This is a genomic window from Mycobacterium sp. IS-1590 (genome assembly GCF_001500025.1).
Classification (GTDB): Bacteria; Actinomycetota; Actinomycetes; order Mycobacteriales; family Mycobacteriaceae; genus Mycobacterium.
This window is the reverse complement of the sequence record NZ_LQIW01000023.1, coordinates 363,349-388,972: the sequence shown is the minus strand read 5'-3', so window position 1 is coordinate 388,972 and position 25,624 is coordinate 363,349. Positions and strand designations below refer to the sequence as shown.

At 66.3% G+C, this 25,624-nt stretch carries 29 protein-coding genes; 14 read left to right on the top strand and 15 right to left on the bottom strand.

Annotated features, from left to right (window positions below):
* Positions 1 to 74 precede the first annotated feature (74 nt).
* The 3 genes from AU197_RS16630 to AU197_RS16620 all read right to left on the bottom strand — a co-directional run bounded on the left by AU197_RS16630 (position 75) and on the right by AU197_RS16620 (position 3,115).
* Positions 75 to 1,280, bottom strand: a complete 1,206-nt coding sequence (locus AU197_RS16630; RefSeq protein ID WP_064403756.1) for a cytochrome P450 — start codon at positions 1,278 to 1,280, stop codon at positions 75 to 77.
* Positions 1,277 to 1,996, bottom strand: a complete 720-nt coding sequence (locus AU197_RS16625) for an acetoacetate decarboxylase family protein (protein WP_064403755.1) — start codon at positions 1,994 to 1,996, stop codon at positions 1,277 to 1,279. Before AU197_RS16625 ends, AU197_RS16630 begins: the two co-directional genes overlap by 4 nt.
* Positions 1,997 to 2,074: 78 nt before the next feature.
* Positions 2,075 to 3,115: an LLM class F420-dependent oxidoreductase gene (locus AU197_RS16620; protein WP_064403754.1), complete on the bottom strand. Its 1,041-nt coding sequence runs from the start codon at positions 3,113 to 3,115 to the stop codon at positions 2,075 to 2,077.
* 58 nt (positions 3,116 to 3,173) lie between these two features.
* Here AU197_RS16620 and AU197_RS16615 point away from each other — a divergent pair, with 58 nt between their 5' ends.
* The 5 genes from AU197_RS16615 to AU197_RS16595 are packed head-to-tail and all read left to right on the top strand — an operon-like array spanning position 3,174 to position 7,753.
* Positions 3,174 to 4,178: a Zn-ribbon domain-containing OB-fold protein gene (locus AU197_RS16615; RefSeq protein WP_064403753.1), complete on the top strand. Its 1,005-nt coding sequence runs from the start codon at positions 3,174 to 3,176 to the stop codon at positions 4,176 to 4,178.
* Positions 4,179 to 4,192: 14 nt separating this feature from the next.
* Positions 4,193 to 5,278 carry a thiolase family protein gene (locus tag AU197_RS16610; RefSeq protein ID WP_064403752.1) on the top strand — a complete coding sequence of 362 codons (1,086 nt, stop codon included), beginning with the start codon at positions 4,193 to 4,195 and terminating at the stop codon, positions 5,276 to 5,278.
* Positions 5,278 to 6,456 carry a thiolase family protein gene (locus tag AU197_RS16605; RefSeq protein ID WP_064403751.1) on the top strand — a complete coding sequence of 393 codons (1,179 nt, stop codon included), beginning with the start codon at positions 5,278 to 5,280 and terminating at the stop codon, positions 6,454 to 6,456. The genes AU197_RS16610 and AU197_RS16605 overlap by 1 nt, the downstream gene beginning before the upstream one ends.
* Complete coding sequence (locus tag AU197_RS16600) at positions 6,453 to 7,340, top strand: TIGR03619 family F420-dependent LLM class oxidoreductase (RefSeq protein ID WP_502687885.1); 888 nt, start codon at positions 6,453 to 6,455, stop codon at positions 7,338 to 7,340. Before AU197_RS16605 ends, AU197_RS16600 begins: the two co-directional genes overlap by 4 nt.
* Positions 7,337 to 7,753, top strand: coding sequence for a nuclear transport factor 2 family protein (locus AU197_RS16595; protein ID WP_064403750.1), 417 nt, complete (start codon positions 7,337 to 7,339; stop codon positions 7,751 to 7,753). Before AU197_RS16600 ends, AU197_RS16595 begins: the two co-directional genes overlap by 4 nt.
* Here AU197_RS16595 and AU197_RS16590 read toward each other — a convergent pair.
* Complete coding sequence (locus AU197_RS16590) at positions 7,750 to 8,736, bottom strand: MOSC domain-containing protein (protein ID WP_197415562.1); 987 nt, start codon at positions 8,734 to 8,736, stop codon at positions 7,750 to 7,752. The two genes, AU197_RS16595 and AU197_RS16590, sit on opposite strands and share 4 nt — an antisense overlap.
* A 149-nt stretch (positions 8,737 to 8,885) precedes the next feature.
* On the opposite strand from AU197_RS16590, the gene AU197_RS16585 reads away from it, so the two are divergent.
* Entirely contained in the window at positions 8,886 to 9,503 is a 618-nt protein-coding gene (locus tag AU197_RS16585) for a hypothetical protein (RefSeq protein WP_197415561.1), read from the top strand.
* On the opposite strand, the gene AU197_RS16580 is transcribed toward AU197_RS16585, so the two are convergent.
* Positions 9,504 to 10,034 (bottom strand): gamma carbonic anhydrase family protein, encoded by a 531-nt coding sequence (locus AU197_RS16580; protein WP_064403748.1) that lies wholly within the window; start codon positions 10,032 to 10,034, stop codon positions 9,504 to 9,506.
* Between the two features lie 130 nt (positions 10,035 to 10,164).
* Between AU197_RS16580 and AU197_RS16575 the strand changes: the two genes are divergently transcribed.
* From AU197_RS16575 to AU197_RS16565, 3 genes are all read left to right on the top strand, one after another.
* Complete coding sequence (locus AU197_RS16575; protein WP_064403747.1) at positions 10,165 to 11,328, top strand: 3-ketosteroid-9-alpha-monooxygenase, oxygenase component; 1,164 nt, start codon at positions 10,165 to 10,167, stop codon at positions 11,326 to 11,328.
* A 44-nt stretch (positions 11,329 to 11,372) separates the two neighbouring features.
* Complete coding sequence (locus AU197_RS16570; protein WP_064403841.1) at positions 11,373 to 11,783, top strand: hypothetical protein; 411 nt, start codon at positions 11,373 to 11,375, stop codon at positions 11,781 to 11,783.
* Positions 11,784 to 11,913: 130 nt separating this feature from the next.
* The gene (locus tag AU197_RS16565) at positions 11,914 to 12,498 is read left to right on the top strand and encodes a sensor domain-containing protein (protein WP_231744964.1); all 585 of its coding nucleotides are present in this window, start codon (positions 11,914 to 11,916) and stop codon (positions 12,496 to 12,498) included.
* Positions 12,499 to 12,500: 2 nt separating this feature from the next.
* On the opposite strand, the gene AU197_RS16560 is transcribed toward AU197_RS16565, so the two are convergent.
* Genes AU197_RS16560 through AU197_RS16550 form a run of 3 tightly spaced genes read right to left on the bottom strand, consistent with a single transcriptional unit; the run spans position 12,501 to position 15,549 of the window.
* Positions 12,501 to 13,643 (bottom strand): sulfotransferase family protein, encoded by a 1,143-nt coding sequence (locus AU197_RS16560; RefSeq protein ID WP_064403745.1) that lies wholly within the window; start codon positions 13,641 to 13,643, stop codon positions 12,501 to 12,503.
* Positions 13,640 to 14,422 (bottom strand): SDR family oxidoreductase, encoded by a 783-nt coding sequence (locus AU197_RS16555; protein WP_064403744.1) that lies wholly within the window; start codon positions 14,420 to 14,422, stop codon positions 13,640 to 13,642. The genes AU197_RS16560 and AU197_RS16555 overlap by 4 nt, the downstream gene beginning before the upstream one ends.
* Positions 14,422 to 15,549 (bottom strand): hypothetical protein, encoded by a 1,128-nt coding sequence (locus AU197_RS16550; protein WP_064403743.1) that lies wholly within the window; start codon positions 15,547 to 15,549, stop codon positions 14,422 to 14,424. Before AU197_RS16550 ends, AU197_RS16555 begins: the two co-directional genes overlap by 1 nt.
* 84 nt (positions 15,550 to 15,633) lie before the next feature.
* Here AU197_RS16550 and AU197_RS16545 point away from each other — a divergent pair, with 84 nt between their 5' ends.
* Both AU197_RS16545 and AU197_RS16540 read left to right on the top strand, forming a co-directional pair.
* The gene (locus AU197_RS16545) at positions 15,634 to 16,557 is read left to right on the top strand and encodes an IclR family transcriptional regulator (protein ID WP_064403742.1); all 924 of its coding nucleotides are present in this window, start codon (positions 15,634 to 15,636) and stop codon (positions 16,555 to 16,557) included.
* A 183-nt stretch (positions 16,558 to 16,740) separates the two neighbouring features.
* Complete coding sequence (locus AU197_RS16540; protein WP_064403741.1) at positions 16,741 to 17,175, top strand: hypothetical protein; 435 nt, start codon at positions 16,741 to 16,743, stop codon at positions 17,173 to 17,175.
* A 93-nt stretch (positions 17,176 to 17,268) separates the two neighbouring features.
* Here AU197_RS16540 and AU197_RS26900 read toward each other — a convergent pair whose 3' ends face one another.
* On the bottom strand, positions 17,269 to 17,442 hold the full coding sequence (locus tag AU197_RS26900; RefSeq protein ID WP_156434443.1) for a hypothetical protein: 174 nt from the start codon (positions 17,440 to 17,442) through the stop codon (positions 17,269 to 17,271).
* A gap of 79 nt (positions 17,443 to 17,521) precedes the next feature.
* Between AU197_RS26900 and AU197_RS16530 the strand changes: the two genes are divergently transcribed.
* Positions 17,522 to 17,728: a hypothetical protein gene (locus tag AU197_RS16530; RefSeq protein WP_064403739.1), complete on the top strand. Its 207-nt coding sequence runs from the start codon at positions 17,522 to 17,524 to the stop codon at positions 17,726 to 17,728.
* A 50-nt stretch (positions 17,729 to 17,778) separates the two neighbouring features.
* On the opposite strand, the gene AU197_RS16525 is transcribed toward AU197_RS16530, so the two are convergent.
* From AU197_RS16525 to AU197_RS26315, 3 genes are all read right to left on the bottom strand, one after another.
* Entirely contained in the window at positions 17,779 to 18,189 is a 411-nt protein-coding gene (locus AU197_RS16525) for a hemophore-related protein (protein WP_064403738.1), read from the bottom strand.
* A 191-nt stretch (positions 18,190 to 18,380) separates the two neighbouring features.
* Complete coding sequence (locus AU197_RS16520) at positions 18,381 to 20,459, bottom strand: RecQ family ATP-dependent DNA helicase (protein WP_064403737.1); 2,079 nt, start codon at positions 20,457 to 20,459, stop codon at positions 18,381 to 18,383.
* A 114-nt stretch (positions 20,460 to 20,573) separates the two neighbouring features.
* Complete coding sequence (locus AU197_RS26315; RefSeq protein WP_156434442.1) at positions 20,574 to 20,774, bottom strand: hypothetical protein; 201 nt, start codon at positions 20,772 to 20,774, stop codon at positions 20,574 to 20,576.
* An 83-nt stretch (positions 20,775 to 20,857) separates the two neighbouring features.
* On the opposite strand from AU197_RS26315, the gene fmdA reads away from it, so the two are divergent.
* Both fmdA and AU197_RS16510 read left to right on the top strand, forming a co-directional pair.
* Positions 20,858 to 22,111 (top strand): formamidase, encoded by a 1,254-nt coding sequence (gene fmdA / locus AU197_RS16515; RefSeq protein ID WP_064403736.1) that lies wholly within the window; start codon positions 20,858 to 20,860, stop codon positions 22,109 to 22,111.
* Between the two features lie 92 nt (positions 22,112 to 22,203).
* The gene (locus AU197_RS16510; protein WP_231745003.1) at positions 22,204 to 22,848 is read left to right on the top strand and encodes a DedA family protein; all 645 of its coding nucleotides are present in this window, start codon (positions 22,204 to 22,206) and stop codon (positions 22,846 to 22,848) included.
* Here the strand turns inward: AU197_RS16510 and dmpG are convergent.
* Genes dmpG through AU197_RS16495 form a run of 3 tightly spaced genes read right to left on the bottom strand, consistent with a single transcriptional unit; the run spans position 22,845 to position 25,610 of the window.
* Complete coding sequence (gene dmpG, locus AU197_RS16505; protein ID WP_064403734.1) at positions 22,845 to 23,903, bottom strand: 4-hydroxy-2-oxovalerate aldolase; 1,059 nt, start codon at positions 23,901 to 23,903, stop codon at positions 22,845 to 22,847. The genes AU197_RS16510 and dmpG overlap by 4 nt on opposite strands.
* Positions 23,900 to 24,817: an acetaldehyde dehydrogenase (acetylating) gene (locus AU197_RS16500; RefSeq protein WP_064403733.1), complete on the bottom strand. Its 918-nt coding sequence runs from the start codon at positions 24,815 to 24,817 to the stop codon at positions 23,900 to 23,902. Before AU197_RS16500 ends, dmpG begins: the two co-directional genes overlap by 4 nt.
* A 7-nt stretch (positions 24,818 to 24,824) precedes the next feature.
* A complete protein-coding gene (locus AU197_RS16495; protein WP_064403732.1) occupies positions 24,825 to 25,610 on the bottom strand; it encodes a 2-keto-4-pentenoate hydratase in 786 nt (261 codons plus the stop codon).
* Between the last annotated feature and the right edge of the window lie 14 nt (positions 25,611 to 25,624).

The window sequence follows — 25,624 nt, the reverse complement described above, 5'->3', positions numbered from 1 at the left end:
CCGCTCCCTCGCTCGTTTGTGCAACCTGCGACGGTTTCGGTCGGATTTCCGTCGCTCGTTTCACAAACGGCGCACTAGAGCACCTTCGCCGTCGGCGTGAACGCCACCGGCATCTTCTCCAGACCGCTCACGAAATTGGCGGGCCGCAAGGGCAACTCGTCACCGGAGGCCAGCCGCAGATCGGGTAGCCGCTGCAGCAGTTTGGTCTGCATGATCGACAGCTCGAGTCGCGCGAGCTGGTTTCCGAGGCAGAAGTGCGTGCCGAAGCCGAACGCCAGGTGGTTGTTCGGATAGCGCTCGATGTCAAAGCGCTCGGGATCCTCGAACACGCTCTCGTCGAAGTTGGCCGACTCGAACAGCAGGATCATCTTCTCGCCCTCTTCGAGGGCCGTTCCGTGGAACTCTGTGTCGGCGGTGATCGTGCGCGCCATGTTCTTCACCGGCGCCGTCCAGCGCAGCATCTCCTCGATCGCGTTGGGCAGCAACGACAGGTCGGCAGCGAGCCGCTGATGCTGGTCGGGATGCAACAGCAACTGCCGGGTTCCGCCGGACAGCGTGTGCCGGGTGGTCTCGTCGCCGCCGATCAACAGCAGCAGCACCTCGGTGACGATCTGATGGTCCTCGAGCTTGCTGCCCTCGACCTCGGCGTGCACCAGCACACTGACCAGGTCGTCGGTCGGCTCGTCCTTGCGGACCGCGATCATGCCCATCATGTATTCGCTGTAGGCCGCGAACGCGTCCATGGTGACCTGGAATTCCTCCGGGTCCGCGGTGCTGCTGAGGGCACCCACCAGGTCGTCGGACCACTTGAGGAACATCTCGCGTTCTTCGGGACGCACCCCGAGCATGTCGCCGATGACGGCCATCGGCAGCGGCGCCGCGATGTCCCAGACGAAATCGCATTCGCCGCGCTCACACACGTTGTCGATCAGCGTGTCGCACAGGTTCTCGATCGAGCCCTCGAGGTCTTTGACCCGCTTGCGCGTGAAGCCGGAGTTGACGAGCTTGCGGCGCAGCAGATGCTGCGGATCGTCCATCTCGATCATCATCTCGACGCCCGGCTGGTCGGGTCGGATACCGCCGGCGTTGGAGAACAGCTCCGGATTGCGCTCCGCCTCGATGACGGCGGCATAGGTTGCGGCGGCGGCCAATCCGTTGCGGTCGCGGAAGACCGGCTCGTTCTCGCGCATCCACTTGTAGACCGAGCGCGAGTCGCCGGCGTAGAACGCACCGTCGGTCAGGTCGACGTCCGGTTTGGTCTGCGGTGCCGTAACAGTCACGATCGAAGCTCCTCTGCATCCGCGAACGACATCTCCACGTTCCCAGCCGAACCGGAGAACAAGGCGCGTTTGGGGAAGCCTAGCGAGGCCAGCTCCTTCGCATAGGGATGTTCGCCGAGCCGGACCCGGGCCCCACCCGGGCGATAGCGGACCTCGCTGAGCTTCATCTCGCCGACGGTCCGGCGCAGCACCCCGTCGCGGCACGAGTACGTGGGGTGGGCCTGCGGCTTGGCGGTGAACGCCGCCGGAACCGGGAGGCCGGGACGGAAATCCATGCCGACGGCGAACTGGCCGTCGATGGTGACGTCGAACGAGTACGTGTGCCCGTCACGAATCGTGAACTCCGACATGACCTTCGGATAACCCCAAATTTTGGTTCCGGCCTCCAGCGTGAAGGCCTGGTCGACCGGCAGGTGATGGATGAACGCACCCGCCGACTGCAGTGCCCGTGGCCCCGACGCATTCGACCCGGGCGGGTTCACCATCACGTTGGTGCCGTACTCGTAGTACTGGCCGAGGTCGCCGTCCTCGTAGCGCATCAGCATCAGTACCGCGATCGCACGTCCCGGCAGGAACCGGCAGACCTTCAGACCGCTGTAGTCGATCATGCGCTGCGCGGCGTCGGCGTCCACGGAGAACATCGCCATGTGCTGATGCGCCTTGCGGATTCTCACCGGCATGGTGAGCGTTGTGCCCGCGATGGTGTGCTGGGTCATCGCGCCAATCTAGAACGCCGGGTAGACAACTAGCAAGGAAGTGTCTACTCGGCCAGAGGGGCGCTCACGCGTGGGAACCTATACCAGCGCGGCGAGATCCCGAATCTGCTCGGGCGAACGCGCGCCGACGACCATCATCGTGACGCCGGCGGCCTCCCACGCTTTGATCTGCTCCTGCACGTAACCGAGGTCGCCGACGATCGCCGAGTCGTCGACCAGCTCGTCGGGAATGATCTTGGCGGCTCGCTCTTTGCCGTCCTCGGTGCCGGAGCGGAACAGCTTCGTCACGTCCTCGACGACCTCCGCGTATCCCATCCGCCGGTAGACGTCGGCGTGGAAGTTGGTGTCCTCGGCGCCCATACCGCCCATATAGAGGGCCAGATGCGGCTTCATCAGCTCCATGATCTCGGCGCGGTCGTCGGTGACGACCACCTGCGCCGTCGCGCAGATCTCGAAGTCCTCGCGGCTGCGGCGGGCGCCAGGGCGGGCGAAACCCTCGTCGAGCCACTCGTTGTACATGTCGGCGATGCGCGGCGAGTAGAAGATCGGCAGCCAACCGTCGCAGATCTCGGCGGCCAGCGCGACGTTCTTCGGTCCTTCCGCGCCCAGCATCACCGGGATATCGGCCCGAAGCGGGTGCGTGATCGGCTTGAGGTTCTTGCCCAGGCCCGTCGTGCCCTCACCGGTCAGCGGCAGCGGGTAGTGCGGGCCGTCGCTGCGCACCGGGGCTTCGCGCGCCCACACCTGACGCAGGATGTCGATGTACTCGCGGGTGCGGGCCAGCGGCTTGGGGAACTTCTGGCCGTACCAGCCCTCGACGACCTGCGGTCCGGAAACGCCGAGCCCCAGGATGTGCCGTCCCCCGGAGAGGTGGTCGAGCGTCAGCGCCGCCATCGCACACGCGGTCGGCGTGCGCGCCGACAGCTGGATCACCGACGTGCCCAGCCGCATGCGTGTGGTTTCGCGGCCCCACCACGCCAGCGGCGTGTAGGCGTCCGAGCCCCAGGCTTCGGCGGTGAACACCGTGTCGAACCCGGCCTCCTCGGCGGCGGCAACCAGTTCGGCGTGATTCTCGGGCGGTTGCGCGCCCCAATATCCCAACTGCAGTCCGAGCTTCATTCGCAGACCTCATAACGGTGTCTTGAAACCATTGTTAGAACCTGTTCTACTCGATGCCGTGACCACCAGCCAAAGCAGCCCGGTGCAGATCGATCCGCATGAGCGGCCGCTTTCCGCGCCGCTGAAGCTCTCATTCGACTACACCCGTTCAGTCGGACCACTCCTGTCCCAGTTCTTCACCGCCCTGCGCGAGCGACGCATCGTCGGAGTGCGCGGTTCCGACGGGCGGGTGCACGTGCCGCCTGCCGAGTTCGATCCCGTGACCTACGAGCGATTGACGGAAATCGTACCGGTGGCCGGTGTCGGAACCGTGCTGTCGTGGACCTGGCAGCCGGCCCCGCTCGAGGGTCAGCCCATCGATCGGCCGTTCGCGTGGGCGCTGATCAAACTCGACGGCGCCGACACCCCGCTGCTGCACGCCGTCGATGCCAAGTCCTCCGACGCCATCAGCACCGGCGCGCGGGTGCACGCGCACTGGGTCGACGAACCCGTCGGGGCCATCACCGACATCGCCTACTTCGCCCTCGGCGACCAGGCCGAACCCGAGGGCCGGCCCGACGACCGCGACCCCGTGACAGTGCAGGTGTCGCCGTCGTCCATCGAGATCCAGCACACCGCATCGCTTCCCGAAAGCACGTTCCTGCGGGCGCTCGAGGAGGGCAAGCTTCTCGGTGCCCGGACCAAGAGCGGCCGCGACGGCAAGCCCGGCAAGGTGTACTTCCCGCCCAAGGAGGCCGATCCCGCCACCGGCCTCGAGCTCGACGAGTTCATCGAGCTGCCGGACAAGGGCACCGTCACCACGTTCGCGGTGATCAACATCCCGTTCGCCGGGCAGCGCATCAAACCGCCCTACGTCGCCGCCTACGTGCTGCTCGACGGCGCCGACATCCCCTTCCTGCACCTGGTCACCGAGATCGAGGCGTCCGAGGTCCGGATGGGGATGCGCGTCGAAGCGGTCTGGAAACCACGTGAGGAGTGGGGCCTGGGCATCGACAACATCGACCACTTCCGGCCGACGGGTGAGCCCGACGCCGACTACGACTCCTACAAGCACCACCTGTAAAGGGGCTTCACTTCATGACTTCGGACAACGGGGTAGCGGTCGTCGGGTTCGCGCACGCACCGCACGTGCGCCGCACCGACGGGACCACCAACGGCGTCGAGATGCTGATGCCGTGCTTCCATCGGCTTTACGACGAGCTCGGCCTGCAGCAGACCGATATCGGGTTCTGGTGCTCGGGATCTTCGGATTACCTTGCGGGCCGGGCGTTCTCGTTCATCTCCGCGATCGACTCGATCGGGGCGGTGCCTCCGATCAACGAGTCGCACGTCGAAATGGACGCGGCGTGGGCGCTCTACGAGGCCTACATCAAGATCCTCACCGGCGAGGTGGACACCGCGCTGGTGTACGGCTTCGGCAAGTCCAGCGCGGGTGTGCTGCGCCGGGTGCTGGCGCTGCAGACCGACCCGTACAGCGTCGCCCCGCTGTGGCCGGACGCGGTCTCGATGGCGGGCCTGCAGGCGCGGTTCGGACTGGACGCGGGCAAGTGGACCGCCGAGCAGATGGCGCAGGTGGCGCTGGACGCGATGACGGCGGCCGGCCGCACCGACAGCGAGGAGGCTCCGACAGGCTCAGACGAGGCGAAAGCGATCTCCGAACTCCTCGAACGCCCGTACTTCGCGGATCCGTTGCGTCGCCACGACATCGCGCCGATCACCGACGGCGCGTCGGCGATCGTGCTCGCCGCCGGCGACCGGGCGCGTGAGCTACGCGAGAACCCCGCGTGGATCACCGGGATCGAACATCGCATCGAGACGCCGATATTGGGCGCTCGTGACCTGACCACCTCGCCGTCGACCGCGGCGTCCGCACAAGCGGCCACCGGTGGCGACACGGGGTCCATCGAGGTCGCCGAGATCTATGCGCCGTTCACCCATCAGCACCTGATCCTCACCGAGGCGATCGGGCTGCCCTCGTCGGCGAAGGTCAACCCGTCGGGTGGAGCGTTGTCCGCCAACCCGATGTTCTCCGCGGGCCTCGAGCGCATCGGATTCGCCGCACAACACATCTTCAACGGTTCGGCGCAGCGGGTTCTGGCGCACGCGACGAGCGGGCCTGCGCTGCAACAGAATCTGGTGGCCGTTCTGGAAGGACACGCCTGATGTCTAAGAATCTCGCTGCGGTGCTGGGCACCGGACAGACGAAGTACGTCGCCAAGCGCCAGGACGTGTCGATGAACGGTTTGGTGCGCGAGGCCATCGACAAGGCGCTGGCCGATTCCGGGTCGACGATGGACGACATCGACGCCGTGGTGGTCGGCAAGGCGCCGGACTTCTTCGAGGGCGTGATGATGCCCGAGTTGTTCATGGCCGATGCCGTGGGCGCGACGAACAAGCCGCTGATTCGGGTGCACACCGCCGGCTCGGTGGGCGGGTCGACCGGCGTGGTGGCCGCCTCGCTGGTGCAGTCCGGCAAGTACCGGCGGGTGCTGTGTATGGCGTGGGAGAAGCAGTCCGAGTCGAACGCCATGTGGGCGTTGAGCATTCCGGTGCCGTTCACCAAGCCCGTCGGCGCGGGCGCCGGCGGTTACTTCGCGCCGCACGTGCGGGCCTACATCCGCCGTTCCGGGGCGCCCGACCACATCGGTGCGATGGTGGCGGTCAAGGACCGGCTCAACGGCGCCAAGAACCCGCTGGCGCATCTGCATCAGCCCGACATCACGTTGGAGAAGGTGATGTCGTCGCAGATGCTGTGGGACCCGATCCGATTCGACGAGACGTGCCCGTCGTCCGACGGTGCGTGCGCAATGGTGATCGGCAACGAGGAGATCGCCGACAAGCAGGTCGCCGACGGCAGTCCGGTGGCGTGGATCCACGCCACCGCGCTGCGCACCGAACCGCTGGCCTACTCGGGCCGCGATCAGGTCAACCCGCAGGCGGGCCGCGATGCCGCCAAGGCGTTGTGGGCGGCGGCGGGCATCACCAGCCCGATCGACGAGATCGACGTCGCCGAGGTGTATGTGCCCTTCTCGTGGTTCGAGCCGATGTGGTTGGAGAATCTGGGCTTTGCACCCGAGGGCGAAGGCTGGAAGCTCACCGAAGCGGGCGAGACGGCAATCGGCGGGCGCATCCCCCTCAACGCGTCGGGCGGCGTGCTGTCGAGCAATCCGATCGGCGCGTCGGGCATGATCCGGTTCGCCGAGGCGGCGATCCAGGTGATGGGCAAGGCGGGTGAGCACCAGGTTCCGAACGCGCGTAAGGCGCTGGGCCACGCGTACGGTGGCGGCTCGCAGTACTACTCGATGTGGGTGGTCGCCAGCGACAAGCCCGACCACCGATGACCACCATGCAGTACACCTGCGCGGTGCCGATGTGTCAGATCGACCACCTCGTCGACATCGCCAGGACCGCCGAGGAGGTCGGCTTCACCTCGATCGCGTTGCCGGACTCCATCTTCTACATGGAGAAGCAGTCGGCGGATTACCCCTACACCCCGGACGGTTCCCGCATGTGGGACGAGAACACTCCCTGGGTCGATCCGCTGATCGCCGCAGGGGCGATGGGTGCGGTGACGTCGACGCTGCGCTTCTACACCAACGTGATGAAGCTGGGTTCGCGCAATCCACTGCTGCTCGCGCGCCAGGTCGGCTCGGTGGCCAACCTGACCAACAACCGGTTCGGTTTCGGTGTCGGGATCGGTTGGGCCCCCGAGGAGTTCGAGTGGTGTGGCCAGCCGTACGCGCGCCGCGGCAAGAGGGTCGACGAGATGATCGAGGTGATCAAACTCGTGCTGGCCGGCGGCATGGTGGAGTTCCACGGCGAGTTCTACGACTTCGACAAGCTTCAGATGAGCCCGGCGCCCACCGAACCGGTCCCGTTCTACGTCGGCGGCCACACCGACGTCGCTCTCAAGCGCGCGGCACGCGTCGGCGATGGATGGACCAGCGCGATGATGACCGGCGAGCAGCTGGCCGAAACGATCGCCAAGTTGAAGGCGCTGCTCGCCGAATACGGCCGGGCCGACGACCCGTTCGAGTTCCAGGCCGTATGCATCGACAAGTTCGGCGTCGACGGCCACCGTGAACTCGCCGAATCCGGCGTCACCGACAACATCGTGATGCCATGGGTGTTCGAGGGACTGGGCTTCGACGCACCGCTGCAACCCAAGCTCGACGCGATGAAGCGCTTCGCCGACACCTACATTCACTCGGGCTGGCAGCAGTGACCGTCACCGACCCGAATGCCCCGGTTCATCTGGCGGGTAAGCGGTCGCGTGAGGCGGCGGTCGCCCATGACAAGCAGTCCTGGCTGGACAACTTCGCCGACGACGCGATCGTCGAGGATCCCATCGGACCGTCACACTTCGATCCCGACGGCAACGGACACCGCGGCAAGGAGGCGATCGCCAAGTTCTACGACAAGGCGATCGCGCCCAGTGAGCTGCAGTTCAACTTCGTCGAGACCTTCCAGTGCGGCAACGAGGAAGCCAACGTCGGCTCGATCGTGATCCGGTCGGCCGGCTACGAGGTGACCGCCGAGGGCGTGTTCACCTACCGCGTCAATGACGACGGCAAGCTCGTTGCGCTGCGCGCATACTGGGAGCTGGACCGCGCCACCGCCAGCGCGCGAAAGATCTAGCGGCGGAACCGATCCGCAGCCGAGGTGGCCAGGGTGAAGGTGAACCGCTTCGCGCGCCTGACCGCGTCGGTGAGCACGCGTTTGGGGGCGCCGGCTGCCCGGAGGTCGACCGCGTCACCCACTGACACGGCTCCGTCGGAGTCCACCCAGCAGTAGCTGCCCAGGCATCGCTGCGCCCGCTGGGCGACGGCCTTGGTGATGCGGCGATCGACCTCGAGGCCCGGTTGCGGTCGGCTCGGGACAACGCAGCGGATGGTCGGCATCGCCACTTCGAGCACCGCGCCGCCGATGGTGAGGTGGCCGCCCGTCCATTGTGGTTCGGGCAGTCCGTCGACCGGATCCTGGAGCGCGACAAGTATGTTCGGCCGGAATCGGCGTACGTCCAGTGGAGCCCCGTCGACCTCCGCACCGACTGTCGACAGACTCGTCGTGCTCAGCACGTGCACCGGCGCCAAATCGACGAACATGCCCGGCGGCGTCGAGTAGCGGGCGAAGGTGGCCAGGTCGGCGATCCGGAACATCGAGACATCGGGAAACCTCTCACCCTTGTCGATTCCGAAGTCGGTGCGCAGCGACGCGATCGATGCGTTGTCGCGTTCGTGCTTGCTCAACCGGTGCAGGCTGGTGTCCTCGACCGGCGGCAATGCGGTCAGGCGCATATCGCGTCCGGCCAACTCCGACAGCTTCGCGTGCACCGCGTCGTCGCTGCTGGACAGCTCCGTTCCGTCCGGGAAGGTGATCACCACCTCGGGCACGTTGCCAGGACCCGCGTCCGGCGGCAGCGGACCGGTATACCGCGCCGTGGCCTTCAGCAGCGCCGGGATGCGGCGTGCCGAGGCAGTCACGTCCCGCTCCATATCGCGAACCGCCCAGAGGCGGTCGCCGAAGACTCCGCGCGGTCCGATCGCGACATCGGCGACGCGTTCGCCGCCCATCGACTTGACCGGATAGCGCCACAGTTCGGCGACCTTGCCGATGATCATTGCGCCACGCTAGCGCTCGCGCGCGCAGACCTCCAGACCTCCAGCCAGTGCAGACGGCGATATCAGTACCCTTCGGGGGCGAACTCCATCCGCGAAACACGAAGCCCGAACACATGTCTGAACAACGCCGACTGACAGCTACCAGGTCGATGTCCGCCGCAGCGGTAGCGGCTGCCATCTGCGCCGCAGCGGTCGGTTGTGATGCCACACCCAATCCGGTTCCCGGCACTGGCACCGGCACCACTTCCCCGACCACCTCGCTTCCCCCCTCTGCGGCCGCCCCCACGACGACCAGCAGCGCCGCCGCTTCGGCCGCGGATTACAGCCGCCTACTGCTGCAGGCGTCCGATCTCAGCGACGACGAGGACACGTTCACCGTCCAGTCGACGAACCCGGCACCCGGGGGTCTGCCCGGGGCGAGCGCCCTGTTTGTCAATCAGGACGACACCCGCGCCATCTCCAACACGATCGTGGTCTACCCGGACGCCGAGGCGGCGACCAAGACGCTGCGCGAGGCCATCCCCAGGCTCGACCAGGTGGTCGCCGGCGCGACACCGCGACCGGCCCCGGTCGGCACCGACGGCACCACCGCCGTCGGCGAGTCCGTCGACCGCAGCAAGGCGGTCACGATGCTGCTGTTCACGCAGGGTCCGGCGCTGGTGCGGCTCGAGTTCCAGAGCGCGCTCGGCGATGCCACCACCGACAAGTTCGTGATCAACGTCGGCAGGATGCAGGACGTCGCCCTTCGCGTCGGACTGTCGCAGTAGTCACTCCTCGACGAGCTGCAGACCCGTCGAGTAGCGGCGCGCCAGCTCTTGGTACGCGCCGGGATTGGTGTTCACCCACATCTGGGCGCCGGTCCCCGCGATCGGTCCGCGGACTTTCGCGGGCGCACCGGTCACCAGCACCTCGTCAGGGATCTTTGTGCCGCCGATGACCAGTGAATGTGCCGCGATCAGGGTGCGCGCGCCGATGACCGCGCCGTCGAGCACCGTGCAGTGGTTGGCGAGCACCGCCTCCGCGCCGATGTGGGCACCGTGCACCACGCAGGCGTGGGCGACGGTGGCGCCGGGTCCGATGTCCACCGGGATGCCGGGCGGGGCGTGCAGGACGCAGCAGTCCTGCACATTGGCGCCCTCGCGGACCACAATCGGGGCGAAGTCGGCCCGCAGAACCGCGTTGAACCACACCGAGGCGCCGGCCTCGACGTGCACGTCACCCACCAGTGTGGCCGTCGGCGCGATGAACGCGTCCGGATCGATCGTCGGTGCGCGTCCCTCGAAGGAGTACAACGGCATCGTTTGGTTATACCCCTAGTTGACTCGCAATGAGCCGTTCACGGGAGGCGGATTACCTGCATAGATTGCGGGAGGAACGGGAAAAACTGTAACGTGTTCTAGTTAGAGACACAGAAGCGGGAGGCCCACCGTGACTACCAACAGTGCGGGAATTCGTGAGATCGACACCGGCGCCCTGCCCGACCGGTATGCCCGGGGCTGGCACTGCCTGGGCCCGGTGAAGGACTACCTGGACGGCAAGCCGCACGGCATCGAGATCTTCGGCACGATGCTGGTGGTCTTCGCCGATTCGCACGGCGATCTGAAGGTGCTCGATGGCTACTGCCGGCACATGGGCGGGAACCTCTCCCAGGGCACGATCAAGGGTGACGAGGTCGCCTGCCCATTCCACGACTGGCGTTGGGGCGGGGACGGCAAGTGCAAGCTGGTGCCCTACGCCAAGCGCACCCCGCGGTTGGCCCGCACCCGCGCCTGGGAGACCGACGTTCGCGGCGGGCTGCTGTTCGTCTGGCACGACCACGAGGGCAACCCACCCCCACCCCAGGTCCGGATCCCCGACATCCCGGAGTTCGAGAGCGACGAGTGGACGGACTGGAAGTGGAACTCGATCCTGATCGAGAACGCCAACTGCCGGGAGATCATCGACAACGTCACCGACATGGCGCACTTCTTCTACATCCACTACGGGCTGCCCACCTACTTCAAGAACGTATTCGAGGGCCATATCGCGTCGCAGTATCTGCACAACGTGGGCCGGCCCGACATCAACGACATGGGCACCACTTACGGTGAGGCGCACCTCGACTCGGAGGCGTCATACTTCGGGCCGTCGTTCATGATCAACTGGCTGCACAACAATTACGGCGGATACAAGGCCGAGTCGATCCTGATCAACTGCCACTATCCCGTCACGCAGAATTCGTTCATGCTGCAGTGGGGTGTCATCGTCGAGAAGCCCAAGGGTCTGGACGAGAAGATGACCGAGAAGTTGGCCAACACGTTCACCGAGGGTGTCAGCAAGGGCTTCCTTCAGGACGTGGAGATCTGGAAGCACAAGACCCGCATCGACAATCCGCTGCTCGTCGAGGAGGACGGCGCGGTGTACCAGATGCGGCGGTGGTACCAGCAGTTCTACGTCGATGTCGCCGACATCACCCCCGACATGACCGACCGCTTCGAAATAGAGGTCGACACCACGGCGGCCAACGAGAAGTGGCATGTCGAGGTGGAGGAGAACCTCAAGCGTCAAGCCGAAGACAAGGACCAGAAGGAAAGAGCCGAGCAGAAGTCGTGACCGAAGACCGTAAGGCACCCGATGTCGACCGGCTGGCCCGGGCGATGTTGCTGCTTCACGGGTCGCATGACGACGACGACCACGGCCACGGTCACGGCGGTTCGGCGCCCGGAACCACCTCGCGGGCACCCTCTTTCGACGCTGAACGTGCCGCGGCACTGCGCGAGGCCACCCAGCGGGACCGCGAACGGTATCTGAGGTCGGGCCTGGTGTCCGTCGACTGCCGCTTCTGCCACGTCTCGGTGGACGTCAAGAAGCTGGGGCCGGCTCATACGTCGGTGCAGTGGAACACCGAGGCGTCGAAACGCTGTGCGTACTTCACCGAGATTCGGGAGTCCGGCGGCGACCCCGCCCGTGAGAAGACCTGCCCCCGGCTGTCCGACAGCATCAAGCATGCCGTGGCCGAGGGATGCCTGGAAGAGATCTCGTCGGCCCCCTCCCCCGGCGACGGCTAGATGCCCCATCGCCCGGTTTCTGTCGGCGAAAAGAGTAAAGTTGCCCGAAATGGGTCGGGGTTGGGCGATTTCGTGTGCCCTGGCTGTCGCATGGGCACAGGTCGCGATGAGTGCTGCGGCCTGCACGCGGGTGGTTGACAGCCCTGTGCCGACGGCCGAGCCCCCCGTCGCCCCGATCACCGCCGGACAGGTCGGCGACCTGCTGAGCCCAGACGTCACCAAGGGTGACGGCAACCTGTTCGTCTCCGTCGATCCCGGCGAGTGCGCGGGAGTGGCGCGTGAAGTCGACCCGCCGTTCATCGTCGATCACGATCCCGCGGCATACGACGGCGGGCACTGGATGACCGTCAACGGCGGCCTGGACGTGTACGTCGAGGAGATGGTCGGCGTCTATCGCGCCGACTTCGACGCCAAAGACGCGCTCGCACAGGCCAAGCGCACGATCGACTCCTGTCAGGGCAAGAGCTTTCGGGTCACCAGCATGGCCGAACGCGACTACGTCTTCGAGCTTCTGCCGCCGGTCGATTCCGGTTCACGCGAGATCCTGCTCTGGTCTTTCCAGGGTGACGACTGGGCCTGCGACAGCGCGCTTGTCGCGGCGTACAACGCCGCCATCGAGATCTCGACGTGCGGTCCCGCCAACGGGTACGACGTGCGTTCCCTGGCCGAGGGTGCGCTCGAGCGGATCGAGAAGTTGGCCAACACCACCGCCTGAGATCACAGCCCCTTGAACCGCTCCTTGACCTCGTCGTCAGTCAGGCCGTAATCGGCCAGCGAGTAGGTGTGTTTGGGTGCCCGCGGGCCCTTCTTGCTCTCTTCGTGGGTTGCGGCCACCGCTTCGCGCGCGGCGTCGGTGAACTCGATCGCGAACGCGCGGTAGATGTCGGCGACGGCACCGACGGGATCCTTGATCAGATCGAAGTAGTCGAGATCGTAGAACTGGGCCGGATCGTGTTTGGCTCGTTCGGCGTTGAACAGCTCCAGTCCCCGCGACCAGGTCTCCAACGAATCGCGTCCGATCGTCTTGCCGACGAACGTGTTGGACCAGCCCTCGGTGGTGTGCTGGGCCAGCGAGCACATCGACGCCATGATCGTCTCCGGCGGTCGGTGACACTGAATGACCAGCGCGTCCGGGTACGTCGTGAACAACGCGTCGAGCGCGAACAAGTGGCTCGGGTTCTTCAGGACCCACCGCTTCTCGGGTTCGTTGAGCCCGATCAACTGGAGGTTCTTGCGGTGCCGCTCATAGGGCTTCGTCCAGTCCTGCTTCGCCAGCCACTGCGAATACGTCGGGATGTGCGCAAGCGTCTCGTACGACACCGAATGCAGCGACTGGCGGAGCAGCTGCCAGCATTCCTCGACCTCGTCGGCGGTCATGTAATGCAGCCCGGTGTAGTCCGGGTTCTCCGCATGCGCCTTGCTGAACTGGGCATCGAGTTGAGCGAAAACCGGGTTATCGGACCAGGTTTCGCGCGGTGGTCGAGGTTGGGGAAACTCGGCGAGCCACAACTCGAGCCCTTGGTGGCGCGGGTCGGCGGCCAGGAGTCGATGGATGGCTGTGGTGCCGGTGCGGGGCAGACCCGTCACGAAAATCGGCTTGGAGATCTCGACGTCGGCGTGCTGAGGGTGCTGCTTCCACGCCGCTTCGGACACCAGCCGGGCGACCAGTGCGTTGCGCACGAAGAACCGTTGCATCTTGCTGCCGAACTCGGTGAGATCCGCGTCGCGGCGGTAGGACTCGAGCAGCACCCCGAGGGCTTCGCGGTAGTTGTCGTCGTCGCTGCCGAAGTCGTCGAGGCCGCAGGCCTTGGTGGCCGAAGCGTGCAGATCCTCGACCGTACCGACATCGGTGCGCGTCACGCCTTGTACTCCCCGCAGTTGACATCCAGTGCCTGGCCGGTGATTCCGCTCGACAGGTCGCTGGCCATGAACAGGATCGCCGAGGCCACCTCGTCCTCGGTGGGCAGCCGTTTGAGATCGGATGCGGCGGCGGTCGCCTTGTAGATCTCGTCGACGGTGGTGCCGTACTTACCGGCCTGGTGATTGAAGTAGCTTTCCAGCGTCCCACCCCAGATATAGCCCGGCAGAATCGAATTCACCCGGATACCCCGCTCTCCGAGTTCGGTGGCCAGCGACTGCGACATCGCCAGCAGCGCCGACTTGGCCATCTTGTAGGCGCCGTACTTCGCCTGTGAATGACGCACCACCATCGAGTTCACGTTGACCACCGAGCCGTTGGACTCGGCCAACGCCGGCGTGAAGCCCTGGATCAGGCGAAGCGCCCCGAACACGGTCAGCTCGATGGCGTCACGCATGTGCTCGAAAGTGGTGTTGGCCAACGGCTTCATCGACGGCACCCGAAACGCGTTGTTGATCAGCACGTCGACCTTGCCGTACGCATTCATCGTCTCGTCGACGAGGTTGTTCACCTGCGCCTCGTCGGTGATGTCGGTACCGACCGACAGCGCCCGCCTGCCCAGATCGGTGATCTGCTTGGCAACATCCTCCAGCCGTTCGACGGTGCGGGCCGCGAGCACGAGGTCCGCCCCCTCCTGGGCACACCGGCGCGCGAGCGTCGTGCCCAGAGCCGGCCCGACGCCGCTGATGACGACCACCTTGTCGTGGAGGAGACCCGGCATCAGCCCACCATCCTGTTCTGAATCTGCTCTTGTCGCAATGCGATCCTGGCACGCCAGTCGCCATCGGAGATCTTGTTGCTGTCGTAGTACGGCAACGTGTCCGCGACCTTGTCCACGTCGACGATCTCGACCGTTGGACCGTCGGCCTCGGTCAGCGCACGTGAGAGCCGCTGCCACCGGAACTGCAGATATCCCTTGCGGTGAGCGAGGGTCTCACACCAGTTCGTGACGCCGGGGTTGGCGTCGGAGACGACGATGCGGATCTTATCGTCCGGATCAGCTTGTGCCTGAGTGCCGTTCAGGGATGTCTGGTGGTTGATGTAGTCCAGGGAGATGTACCACAGGCTGCCGAGCTGGAAGCCGAGATAGGGAGCGTCGGGCACGGGCAGCGTGATGACCATGGCTTGGTCCGGTGCCAGGTCGAAGTGGCCGACCGACGAATACTGCGTTGCCAGTCCGCCCGGTGTCAGCCGCGGGGCGGTCAGCGTGTTCACCGGCAGGGTGTTGTAGAACCACTGCGGGAACTGCAGCCACGTCTTGACCCGCTGGACCAGTTGCTTACCGGCCACCGCGTAGCGCTTCTCGATGAGCTCCTTGCTCAGCGGCGGCGGTGCGGTACCCGCGGTGTCGGTGCGCGCGATGCTGACGTAGCCGCGCTGTGCCGACCAGTCGTTGTAGACCTCCCGGATGACCAACTGCGACGGGCTGGTGGGGGTGACGCGCCATTCGAACGTGCCGTCCTCGGCGATGTCGAGGTCGCGGTCGTCGAACGCGGCTTGGCTGGGCGGAACGTTGTCGTCGGTGTACTCCCCGCCGAGCATCTGGAAGGCCAGGTCGGTCGTGGTGCCCCGCTTACCGGTGACGACGTATTCGTGACCGGCCTGCACCCGGGTGCCGAAGTAGAGGGCGTCCGGGTTGTCGAGGCCCATCTTCGTGAACGGGCCCGTTCCGGACTGCATGAACGGATGATCCCGGTCGTAGTCGAACGCCAGGTGGGTGCAGGCGGCGACGCGTCCGGCCAGGTACTGCAGACCTTCGAGCAGATCGGCGTCGGATTCGATGAACGGCGCGGTGGACACGAGATGCTCGGCTTCGGCGATCGCATCGATCAGCGGCTGGGAGTACACACTGCGAAACTAGAACGCGTTCTAGCAGGAGTCAATATATCGACCGTGGCGGTACATATATGGAACATAAAGTAGGCTGCTGACGTGTCCGGCACCGCGCCTTCCGGCCGCGCATCACCCCCGACCGACCGGGTGGTGCGCGTGCTGGACTACCTCGCGGACCGTCCCGCCGAACGCTTCGGTGTATCGGACCTGGCCCGCCGTGTGGGGCTGAGCAAGCCGACCTGCCTGGGCATCGTCTCCTCGTTGTGCGACGCGGGCTACCTGGTGCGCGACCCGACCGACAAGACGTACCGACTGGGCCCGTCGCTGATCACGCTCGGGCACCGGGCCCAGGAGGCGTTGCGCGTCAGCCCGGCCGCCAGGGAGGAACTGCGTCGGCTCTCGGCGCGGTTCGGTGTCACCGCGGCGCTCTCGGGCGTGGTTGACGACCGGATCACGGTGCTGGACCTCGTGGCGCCCGCCGGCGCGCGGCCGGGTGTCGAGGTAGGCCAGAGCTATCCGTTCGCCCCTCCGGTGGGCCTGATGTTCGTGCTCTGGGACGACGTGGCCGAACGCGAATGGTTGGCCAAGGAGCCGACGCTTCCGCTGCGGACCGACACAGAACGGCTGCACCGGGTGATCGCCGAATGCCGCGCGGACGGTTACCTGGTCGAGCGGCTGACGCCGGGTGGGCGACGGCTGTATTCGTTGATGGCGGGAATGTCGACCCAATTACCTGACGAGTTGCGTGCGCTGCTCGGTGAACTGGTCTCCGATGTCGGCGAGCGGGTCTACCTGCGTGGCGAGAACGGATCAGAAGGCAAACACCGCTCCGCTAGATTCGATATCAGCGTGATCTCGGCGCCGGTGTACGACCACTACCAGCGACAGATCATGGTGGCCTCGATGCACATCGGGAAAGCGTTGACCGACAAAGAGATCAGCGAGCGAGCGCGAGCGCTGGTGGCGACGGCAGACGCCGTGACCGCACAGCTGGGGGGTGCCAAACCTCGCGGCAGCAGTTAGACCAGCAAACATACTTTTTTCGAGTTTGCGTGTTTTGCCACCGGGGTCGGGGGTACTCAGATTGCGTCTGGGGGTCTTCAAGCCGCACCGGTCGCACCGGTCGGGGCGGTCGGGGCGGTTACGAACAACAAGTCGATGTAGCGCCGTGACCATCGGCGCCATCACCGAACAAGGAGTTCAACTGTGGAGATCAAGAAACTTGCGGCCACCACGGCAATGGCGGGTGCGCTCGGTTTGTCGGCATTCGCACTGGGCAGCGGGCTGGCGCAAGCCGACCCGGGGCCGAAGTGGCCGAACATCCCTGGTCCGCCGAATCCGCCCGCGCCGGCCATCTCGAACTGGGCGCCGGGTGATCCGCCCGGGCACAACCCGTTCGGCCCGCCCGGACAGGTGAAGAAGGACCCCACGATAGGCGTGCTTCCGAACCCGTTCTATGGCGTTCCGCCGGGACACTGGGATGACCCGGCACGTCTCAACGTTCCGGATGTCTGGCTCCCGCCAGCCGATCTGCGTCCGGATTTCCCCGATCTCAACACCCCGCTGAAGGTCGAGTGGAACGCTGAGGCGAACGCATTCGGCGTGTTCCTGGAAAACGGCGTGTTCATCGCTTACCGATGAGGCGTTGAACCTCCACACCGCAGCCGCCCTGCCGATGGCAGGGCGGCTGTGCGTATTCGGTGACTCAGGGCCTCCCGCCGTACCCCTCGAACGCTACGCTGACCTGGTGAAAGTCGGCGGAGCGACGTCGTGACCGGGCTGCCGGAATTCGGCATCCTGGGTCCGCTCGCTGTCACTGGCGACGGCAGCCGACCGGTGGATCTCGGCGGACCCAAGCAGCGCGAACTGCTCGCCATGCTGTTGCTGCACCCGAATCGGTGCCTGCATCGAGATCCCCACCCGTCAGTGCGAACTCGGCGACATCACCTATGCCCAGTGGAAGCAAGATTCCGAAGCATGCTGCATTGTGTCCGGCGGCGACTGGAACTCGGCTGCCGGCGAGTGCGAGGCGCCGCCCGCCACGGCCCAGACCGCGCCGCAGAGCCCGGGCGAGGTGGTCCGAGCGCCTACCGCCGGGACGGCCGACCCCGGGCAGAACCCCGAGCGCACCGGTGGCGGCACCTACGAGGTGGTGCCGATCGACCCCGGCGGACCAGTGCTCTACAACCCGTAGACACACTTGTGGCGCCGGCTGGGAGCCGGCGCCACAAGGTCGTGCTTGGGTTACGCGTCAGTCAACGCGGCCGAGATCGGCGTCGGCGTCACTTCGACACCACACTGGCTCGAAATCTCGGTGACCGGCTGGTTGATCGCCTTCAGCTCGGACTCGACCTGCGGGTTCTGCGCGAAATATGCGCGGAAGTCCTGCTTGGCCTGATCCTGCGGCTTCGTGGCGATCTCCGTAAGCGCCTCATTGGCCTCGGGGTTCGAGGCGAGATAGGTGCTGGTCGAGGCCGACACCGTGCTCGAGGTGTTGGCAATCGCACTCACGCTGCAGGTGTTGTCCTGCGTCGGTACCGGGGCCGGCTGCGCGTTGGCAACCGGTGCCACGATTGCGGCGGAACCGAAAGCAAGCAGGCCGCCGGCGAACATGCCGTACAGGCCGCGTCGAACGGTCGTTGCGGTCAGGTTCATCAAATCACTCCTTCGGTCTGCGACACGGTGGCCGCTCCGTAAGGCGTAACCAACCCGGGGGGCGGGCTAAACAGCGCCAGTACAAACCCCGTTTTTCAGGTGTCAGCAACCCCAGCGCGCTAACAGCGGTGATCGCACGCAGGTGGTGCGTGATGTCAACCCCTTAAGCACTCGGAGGCGGGAATTACCGCTCAGCTCACGCTGGCCAGCGCAAACGGCAGTACCGCCGGCGCGCCCGCCGCTCTGACCAGCCGCGAGGCCATCGTCAGCGTCCACCCTGTGTCGGTGACGTCATCGACCAACAGCACCGGTCCCGCTACCCCCGTCAGATCCGGAATCTCCCACGCACCGTTCAGCGCGGCGACGCGGTACGCCGAGTTCGCCGCGGTCACCGGTCTACGTCCGGGCGCGTATCGCAGCACACCCAGGTCCGTGAGTCGGCCCAGCCGGGACAATTCACGCGCCAGCGAGGTGATCAACAGCGGATGCGTGTCCGAGTCCAGGGCCATCACCGCGGCTGGGCGGGTCTCCCAGTCCCATGCGGCCAGCACCTGTACGGCGCCCTGCACCACGTCGTCGGAAACCTCCGCGTCCGGTTCGTCGAGCACGCGCCGCAGGCGTGCTCCCCAACCGAGATCGGTCAACCTGCCGATGGCGCGGCCGGACTCCGGTCCGTCGCTGATCTTCCCCTTGAGCTCCAGCCCGAGCTTCTCGAGCCCCGACGGCCACTGTTTGCGCGGCGTCAATTCGACCCCGGGCCGCATGAGCCGCGTGCGGGTGGCGTCCACGGCCTCGGCGTCGACGACAGCCTCATAACGCGAGCCCGCGCAGTTGTCGCACCGGCCGCACCGCTCCCCCTCGTCGAGTTCGGGATCGTCGAGTTGGGCTCGCAGGAACGCCATCCGGCAGCGGCCGGTCGCTTGATAGTCGAGCATCGCCTGCTGCTCTCGTTTACGCGCTTCGTCGAGCTTGCGGTAGCGAACTTCGTCGTAGGTCCACTCCATGCCGGTGCCGATCCAGCCGCCCTTCACCCGCCGGACCGCCCCGTCGACGTCGAGCACCTTCAACACCATCTCCAGCCGCGTCCGGTTGAGGTCGACCATCGGCTCCAACGCCGCCGTGGACTGCGGACGGTCCGGCTGCAGGACACGAATCACATTGCGCACCAGGGCTTCCGATGGGAACGCGACCGACGAGAAGTACCGCCAGACGTCCTGATCCTCACGGCCCGGCAACAGGATCACCTCGGCGCTGGCCGTCGAACGGCCCGCGCGGCCGACCTGCTGGTAGTACGCGATCGGTGAGGACGGTGCGCCGAGGTGCACGACGAAGCCGAGGTCGGGTTTGTCGAATCCCATACCCAGCGCCGACGTCGCGATCAGGGCCTTGACCCGGTTGGCCAGCAGATCGGCCTCCAGTTGTTCGCGTTCGGCGGCCTCGGTCGCGCCGGTGTACGCGGCCACCGGATGCCCCTGCTCGCGCAACAGCGCGGCGATGTCGTGCGCCTGCGCCACCGTCAGCGTGTACACAATTCCCGAACCGGGCAACGAATTCAATTGTGTGGCAAGCCATGCCGCACGTTGGGCCGGGTTGCCCGCCTTGACCACCGAGAGGCGCAACGACTCGCGGTCCAGCCCGCCCCGCAGCACCACGGTGTCACCACCGCCGACACCCAACTGCGCCGCGACATCGTCAACCACCCGATCGTTGGCCGTGGCGGTGGTTGCCAGCACCGGAATACCGGCGCCGAGCTCGGCGATCAGCGTGCGGATCCGCCGGTAGTCGGGCCGGAAATCGTGTCCCCAATCGGACACGCAGTGCGCCTCGTCGACCACCACCAGCCCGGCATCACGTGCCAGCGCCGGCAGCACGGCGTCTCGAAAGTCGGGGTTGTTCAACCGCTCTGGGCTGACCAACAGCACGTCGAGTTCTCCGGTCCGCACGCGCTCATGAATGTCGTCCCATTCGGCGACATTGCTCGAATTGATGGTGGCAGCGTGGACGCCGGCTCGCTCGGCGGCGGCGACCTGGTTGCGCATCAGCGCCAACAGCGGCGAGACGATCACCGTCGGGCCGCGCCCCTCGGCGCGCAGCAGTTTGGCGGCGATGAAGTAGACCGCGGACTTACCCCAGCCCGTGCGCTGGACGACCAATGCCCGACGACGGTGCACCACCAACGCCTCGATCGCGGCCCACTGGTCGTCCCGTAACAAGGCCTGCCGCCCGGCCAGCTGCTCGAGAATCGACTGAGCTTGTCCACGGGTCGCCATGTCCCCATCGTGCCGGTCGGGTCCAACGACCGAGCAGGGTTACCTCGGTAGCGGCGGGGTATGCCGCTGACGTGTCCCCGCAATCTCGAGCTGTACGGAGCTGATCATGGTGCTCTACAGGTTTCGATGCGAATCCGGCTGCGGAATAACCGAACAGGCGTTCTCCATGCAAAGCTGCCCGGACATCGTCGACTGCCCGCAGTGCGCGGGGCACGCGCTGAAGATGATGCCGATGCCCCATTTGGGCCGCACCGACATCGCGATGAAACTCCAGGACGCGACCCGCGCCAGCGCTGATCGTCCCGGAGTCGTCACCGCACCACCACCCGCGACTCGTCGCCGACCCACGAGCACTGACCCGCGACACCGCATGCTCCCCCGACCCTGAAGGTGATCCCATGCCCGAACTGATCTTTCCGCTCGACTCCACCAGGCGGTTCCCCGACCAACAGATAGTCGGACACAACCGCTGGCACCCCGACATCCCCGCGGCGGTCACGGTCAAGCCGGGCGACTCGTTCCGGGTCCACTGTCGGGAGTGGTTCGACGGCGACATCCACAACGACGACTCCGCAGAAGACATCCTCAACGCTCCGATGTCCAAGGTGCACGCGCTGTCGGGACCGATCGCTGTGGAAGGCGCCCATCCCGGTGACCTGCTGATCGTGGACATCCTCGACGTCGGCCCCATCCCACAAGAGGACTCCGGACCACTGGCCGGTCAGGGCTGGGGCTACACGGGAATTTTCGCCAAGAGCAACGGCGGTAGCTTCCTGGTCGACCAGTTCCCGGACGCCTACAAGGCGGTTTGGGACTTCTCCGGAGAGAAGGCGACCTCACGTCACGTACCCGGCGTCGAGTTCACCGGCATCACCCACCCCGGCCTGATGGGGACTGCGCCGTCGGCCGAGCTGCTCAACAACTGGAACTCCCGCGAGGCCGCGTTGATCGCGACCGACCCGGATCGCAAACCGCCGTTGGCGCTGCCACCGAACCCGACCGACGCGGTCCTCGGCACTCTCACCGGCGACGCGTTCGACAAGGTCGCGGCCGAGGGGGCTCGCACCGCGCCGCCTCGCGAGAACGGCGGCAACATGGACATCAAGAACCTGACCAGAGGCAGCCGGGTCTTCTACCCGGTGTTCGTCGACGGCGCCAAGCTGTCGGTCGGCGACTTGCACTTCTCGCAGGGCGACGGCGAGATCACCTTCTGCGGGGCAATCGAGATGGGCGGATTCATCGACCTGCACGTCGATGTGATCTCCGGCGGAATGGAGACCTACGGGGTCAGCGAGCATCCGATCTTCATCCCGGGCAACACCCAACCGCAGTACTCCGAATGGCTGACGTTCTCGGGCACCTCGGTCACCCTCGACGGTGAGCAGCGCTACCTGGACTCGCAACTCGCCTACCAGCGGGCGTGTCTGCACGCGATCAACTACCTGACGAAGTTCGGCTACAGCCCCGAACAGGCGTACCTGCTGCTCGGAGCCGCCCCGATCGAAGGCCGGTTCTCGGGCGTCGTGGACATCCCGAATTCCTGTGCGACGGTGTATCTCCCGACGGCGATCTTCGACATTCCCATCGCCCCGACTGCAGATGAGCCGGCGAAGATCGACCCCGGAATCGGCGCCCCACGTGCCGCGGCGTAGGACTCGCCGAACGTGGGTTACCCGCACGCCAAATCGCGATCAGACGTGCGGGTAACCCACGTTCGCGCCAACCGGGGGACGGCACCTTGACCGTGACCATCGTCGCGGACGCAGCACCAAGCGTCGGAGGCGCGGCGGGGTGGGCGGTGTCGTTGATGGACCGTCTCGGCGGCCTGGGCGCGGGCGCCGTGATCGCCGCGGAGAACATCTTCCCGCCGCTGCCGAGCGAGGTCATTCTCCCCCTGGCGGGCCTGTCCGCGGCCCGCGGTGAGATGTCGCTGGCAGAAGCCATCGTCGCGACGACGGCGGGCTCGGTGGTGGGCGCCGTCGTGCTGTATCTGGTGGGTGCCCGCCTCGGACGCGACCGGGTGCACCGGCTGGTCGAGCGGCTGCCGTTCTTCTCCGCCGACGACCTGGCCAAGAGCGAGGCGTGGTTTCGTCGCTACGGATCGGTGGCGGTGTTGTTCGGGCGGATGATCCCCGTGGTTCGCAGCCTGGTCTCGGTTCCCGCCGGGATCTACACCATGCCCTTCGTGCGTTTCATCGCGCTCACGACGGCGGGCAGCGCGGTATGGAACAGCGTGCTGGTGGTGGCCGGCTTCAAGTTGGGCAACAACTGGGAAGCCGTGTCCACCTGGACATCGCGCTACCAGTACGCGGTCCTGGCGGTAACGGCCGTACTGATCGCGGTGTGGCTGGCCAGGCGCCGCCGAGCCGTCAGATCAAGCCGTCGCTAGCCGGTCTTGGCGCTGTCCTGCTCGCGTTTGATCTCCAGCGCGATGTCGATCAGCTGGTCCTCCTGGCCGCCGATCAGCTTGCGCTGGCCGGCGCGGTGCAACAACTGGTGCGCCGGCACGCCGTAGCGCTCGGACTGGCGGATCGCGTGCTTGAGGAAGCTGGAGTACACCCCCGAGTAGCCCATGATCAGCGCGTTGCGGTCCAGCAGGCACTCGGCGGGCATCGCGGGTGCGACGACTTCCTCGGCGGCGTCGGCGATGTCGAAGAAGTCGATGCCGGTCTTGACGCCGATCTTGTCGAACACCCCGATCAACGCCTCCACCGGCGCATTGCCCGCGCCCGCGCCGAACCGGCGGCAGGACCCGTCGATCTGCTTGGCGCCCGCGCGCACGGCCTCGATCGAGTTGGCGACGCCGAGGCCGAGGTTCTCGTGGCCGTGGAAGCCCACCTGCGCGTCGTCGCCCAATTCCGCCACCAGCGCCGCGACCCGGTCGCGAACACCCTCGAGCACCAACGCGCCCGCTGAGTCGACGACGTACACGCACTGACAGCCGGCGTCGGCCATGATGCGGGCCTGCGCGGCCAACTTCTCCGGCGGGATCGTGTGGCTCATCATCAGGAAGCCGACGGTCTCCAGGCCGAGTTCACGGGCCAGACCGAAGTGCTGGATGGACACGTCGGCCTCGGTGCAGTGCGTGGCGATGCGGCAGATCGACCCGCCGTTGTTCTGCGCCTCCTTGATGTCCTCCTTGGTGCCGACACCGGGCAGCATCAAGAAGGCGATCTTCGATTCCTTGGCCGTCTCGGCGGCCAGCTTGATCAGCTCCTGTTCGGGCGTCTTGGAGAAGCCGTAGTTGAAGCTCGACCCGCCGAGACCGTCGCCGTGGGTCACCTCGATCACCGGTACGCCGGCGGCGTCCAGCGCCGCGACGATCGCGTGCACTTCCTCCTTGGTGAACTGGTGCCGTTTGTGGTGGCTGCCGTCGCGAAGCGACGTGTCCGTCATCCGGACGTCCCAGATCGGGTTGAAATAGATGCTGTCGGTGCCGCTCATGCTTGGCCTCCTGCACTGCTCGTGGCCATGGACTCCTTCGCGATTTCCTCGCCGACCTTGGCAGCCGCCGCGGTCATGATGTCCAGGTTTCCAGCGTAAGGCGGCAAGTAGTCGCCCGCACCCTCCACTTCGATGAACGTGGTGACGACGTGGTTGCCCCCGTTGACCACGGAGGGTTCGTCGAACTGCGGATCGTTGAGCAGTCGATAGCCGGGCACGTAGGTCTGCACCTCGGCGACGACGTCGCGGATGGACTGCGTGATCGCGTCGTGGTCGGCGTCCTCGGGGATCGCGCAGAAGATGGTGTCGCGCATGATCATCGGCGGCTCGGCGGGGTTGAGGATGATGATCGCCTTGCCGCGCTGGGCGCCCCCGATGTTCTGCACACCGGCGCTGGTCGTCTTGGTGAACTCGTCGATGTTGGCGCGCGTACCGGGGCCGGCCGAGGCCGACGAGACCGACGCCACGATCTCGGCGTAGGGCACGTCCACCGCGCGAGAAACCGCGTACACGATCGGGATGGTCGCCTGTCCGCCGCAGGTCACCATGTTGACGTTGGGCGCGTCGAGGTGCTCGCGAAGGTTGGCCGGCGGGATCACGCCGGGCCCGATGGCCGCGGGCGTGAGGTCGATCGCGCGGATGCCGGCCTCGGCGTACTTCGGCGCGGCGTCGCGGTGCACGTAGGCGCTGGTGGCCTCGAAGACCATGTCGGGCTTCTCGCTCTGCGCCAGCAGCCAGTCGACCCCTTCGTGTGAGGTCTCCAGGCCCAGCTTGCGGGCCCGCGCCAGACCCTCGCTGTCGGGGTCGATGCCGATCATCCAGCGTGGTTCCAACCACTCCGAGCGCAGCAGCTTGTACAGCAGGTCGGTACTGATGTTGCCCGATCCGACGATCGCGACGCTTGCTTTAGGCATATCGCTCCTATTCGAAACTGAGGTGCACCGAGCCCAGCCCGGCGAAGTCTGCGACGTACTCGGCGCCGGGCGTGGCGTCGAACGCCTTCGTGCACGAACCGGGCAACACGATGTCACCCGCCTTGAGGCGGACACCGAAGCTGTCGACCTTGCGCGCCAGCCACGCCACCGCGGTCACCGGGTTACCGAGCACCGCATCGCTGCGGCCCTTGGCCACCACCTCGCCGTTGCGGGTGAGCACGGCGTCGATCGCGGTGACGTCGATGTCCTTGGGCGATACCCGGTTCTCGCCGAGCACCCAACCCGCCGAGGACGCGTTGTCGGCGATCGTGTCGCACAGTTTGATCTTCCAGTCCGTGATGCGGGTGTCGATCAACTCGATGGCGGGCGCGAAGGCGGCCGTCGCCGCCAGCACGTCGTCCTCGGTGCAGCCCTCACCGGGCAGATCGTCGGCCAGGATGAAGCCAACTTCCACCTCGACGCGGGGGTAGAGGTAGTTCGCGGACTTCACCGGCTGGTCCTCGTGGACGGCCATCTCGTCGAGCAGATGCCCGTAGTCCGGCTCGTCGACGTTCATCATCTGCTGCATCGCCTTCGACGACAGCCCGACCTTGTGGCCGATGACCTTGGCGCCTTCAGCGACGCGTTGCCGGATGTTGATCAGCTGAATCTCGTAGGCGTCGACGACGTCGATGTCGGGGTGGGCGTCGGTCAACGGCGCGATGGGGACCTTGCTGCGCTCGGCCTGAGCGAGATCGGCGGCCAGCTGTTGCCGCACCTGATCACTGAGCATCCTTATGAAGTCCC

Excerpts from the sequence above, each read along its gene's own strand:
- AU197_RS16625 (WP_064403755.1), bottom strand. The coding sequence starts at position 1,996 with ATGACCCAGCACACCATCGCGGGCACAACGCTCACCATGCCGGTGAGA.
- AU197_RS16620 (WP_064403754.1), bottom strand. The coding sequence starts at position 3,115 with ATGAAGCTCGGACTGCAGTTGGGATATTGGGGCGCGCAACCGCCCGAG.
- AU197_RS16610 (WP_064403752.1), top strand. The coding sequence starts at position 4,193 with ATGACTTCGGACAACGGGGTAGCGGTCGTCGGGTTCGCGCACGCACCG.
- AU197_RS16605 (WP_064403751.1), top strand. The coding sequence starts at position 5,278 with ATGTCTAAGAATCTCGCTGCGGTGCTGGGCACCGGACAGACGAAGTAC.
- AU197_RS16600 (WP_502687885.1), top strand. The coding sequence starts at position 6,453 with ATGACCACCATGCAGTACACCTGCGCGGTGCCGATGTGTCAGATCGAC.
- AU197_RS16590 (WP_197415562.1), bottom strand. The coding sequence starts at position 8,736 with ATGATCATCGGCAAGGTCGCCGAACTGTGGCGCTATCCGGTCAAGTCG.
- AU197_RS16585 (WP_197415561.1), top strand. The coding sequence starts at position 8,886 with ATGTCCGCCGCAGCGGTAGCGGCTGCCATCTGCGCCGCAGCGGTCGGT.
- AU197_RS16580 (WP_064403748.1), bottom strand. The coding sequence starts at position 10,034 with ATGCCGTTGTACTCCTTCGAGGGACGCGCACCGACGATCGATCCGGAC.
- AU197_RS16570 (WP_064403841.1), top strand. The coding sequence starts at position 11,373 with ATGTTGCTGCTTCACGGGTCGCATGACGACGACGACCACGGCCACGGT.
- AU197_RS16555 (WP_064403744.1), bottom strand. The coding sequence starts at position 14,422 with ATGCCGGGTCTCCTCCACGACAAGGTGGTCGTCATCAGCGGCGTCGGG.
- AU197_RS26900 (WP_156434443.1), bottom strand. The coding sequence starts at position 17,442 with ATGCAGGCACCGATTCGGGTGCAGCAACAGCATGGCGAGCAGTTCGCG.
- AU197_RS16525 (WP_064403738.1), bottom strand. The coding sequence starts at position 18,189 with ATGAACCTGACCGCAACGACCGTTCGACGCGGCCTGTACGGCATGTTC.
- AU197_RS16520 (WP_064403737.1), bottom strand. The coding sequence starts at position 20,459 with ATGGCGACCCGTGGACAAGCTCAGTCGATTCTCGAGCAGCTGGCCGGG.
- fmdA (WP_064403736.1), top strand. The coding sequence starts at position 20,858 with ATGCCCGAACTGATCTTTCCGCTCGACTCCACCAGGCGGTTCCCCGAC.
- dmpG (WP_064403734.1), bottom strand. The coding sequence starts at position 23,903 with ATGAGCGGCACCGACAGCATCTATTTCAACCCGATCTGGGACGTCCGG.
- AU197_RS16500 (WP_064403733.1), bottom strand. The coding sequence starts at position 24,817 with ATGCCTAAAGCAAGCGTCGCGATCGTCGGATCGGGCAACATCAGTACC.
- AU197_RS16495 (WP_064403732.1), bottom strand. The coding sequence starts at position 25,610 with ATGCTCAGTGATCAGGTGCGGCAACAGCTGGCCGCCGATCTCGCTCAG.